The sequence below is a fragment of the Kumtagia ephedrae genome, from assembly GCF_003012745.1.
Taxonomy (GTDB): Bacteria; Pseudomonadota; Alphaproteobacteria; order Rhizobiales; family Rhizobiaceae; genus Kumtagia; species Kumtagia ephedrae.
The window spans coordinates 1-1,310 of sequence record NZ_PXYK01000069.1; the positions used below are offsets into that span (position 1 = coordinate 1).

At 64.2% G+C, this 1,310-nt stretch carries 1 protein-coding gene; it reads right to left on the minus strand.

Going from position 1 to position 1,310, the window contains the following annotated elements:
* Nucleotides 1-153 precede the first annotated feature (153 nt).
* Complete coding sequence (locus C7I84_RS29280; protein WP_106775733.1) at nucleotides 154-1,233, minus strand: IS5 family transposase; 1,080 nt, start codon at nucleotides 1,231-1,233, stop codon at nucleotides 154-156.
* Between the last annotated feature and the right edge of the window lie 77 nt (nucleotides 1,234-1,310).

Here is a 1,310-nt window from a genome sequence, read left to right on the forward strand (position 1 = left end):
TGGACACCTCGAACTACCGGCATTCGCGGCGTGTTTTGTCTCGCTGAGGTGTGGCGCGGCCCGATGAGCGGCGATCGCGTCGGGTTTGGTCGATGAGATTGCTGCTGGACGCCGATTTCGGCGTCGCGGCGGCGGTTTGGGTCGCTTTCGCCGTCATGCGGGCGCGGTTCGCCTCTGGTGCCAGACGAAGCGGGTGAGGTTGTAGGCCAGATTGGCCATGCCGATCTTCGTTCTCGCCCGGGCGATGCCGATCGTGCGCACGAACAGGCCCATGCGGGATTTCTGCTGCGCGAAGACGTGCTCGACGAAGGCGCGGATCTTTGAGCGGCGGCCGTTGGCGCGCGACGTTGCCTCGCTCATCGGCCGGCCCTTCGGCTTCTTGTGGTGGATGTCGGAGACGTAGCCGTTCTTCTCCAGCCACGTCTCGTTCTTCTTCGAGCGATAGGCAGTGTCGGCCCACACTTTCGAGCCGGTGTTGCCCTTGTCCAGCACGTTGGAAAGCTGGGCGCCGTCATAGGCCGAGGCGCCGGTGACGTTCCAGCCCCTGATGAAGCCGTGCCGGCGATCGATGCCGGCATGGTTCTTGTAGCCGAAGGCGGGGATGGCGATGTCGCGCAGCTTGGCCTTGCCCTCCTCGGCGGCCTTGGCCTTGGAGAACTTCACCGTCCAGCGCGCGTCGCGATCCTTCTGGCGCAGCTTCGCCGGCTTGTCCTTCCATGCGTCGGGAACCTTGCCCGCCTTGATGTCGGCCTTCTCGGCGTCGTTGTTGCGCTGCTTCGGCGCCGCCACGATCGTGGCATCGACGATCTGGCCGCCCATTGCGAGATAACCGGCCCTGGTGAGGTGCTTGTCGAAGCGGGCAAACAGGTTCTCGACCGCCTTCGCCTGCGTGAGGTGCTCGCGGAACAGCCAGATCGTCTTGGCGTCCGGAACCTTGTCGCTGAGTCCCAGCCCGAGGAAGCGCATGAACGACAGCCGATCCTGGATCTGGAACTCGGCCTGGTCGTCCGACAGGCCGTAGAGCGCCTGCAGAACCATGATCTTAAACATCAGCACGGCGTCATAGGGCGGCCGGCCACCCTTGGCGCCATCGGAACGTTTCAGCGCCCTGGCCAGCGGCTTGCCGAAAACCTCCCAAGGCACCACCGCGTTCAGCGTCTCCAGAGGATCGCCGGCCTCGCTCAGCCGCGCATAGCGCTCGTCAATGTCCCAGAACCCCGCCTGTCCTCGCATTCCCAGCCTCCGCGCAAATCAGCAAAGGCAAGTGAATCAAAACGCGCTCTGGATTGCGAGGTTTTTCGAGGTGTCCA

Bases quoted from the DNA above. Each gene is read 5' to 3' on its own strand.
- C7I84_RS29280 (WP_106775733.1), bottom strand. From the start codon at position 1,233: ATGCGAGGACAGGCGGGGTTCTGGGACATTGACGAGCGCTATGCGCGG.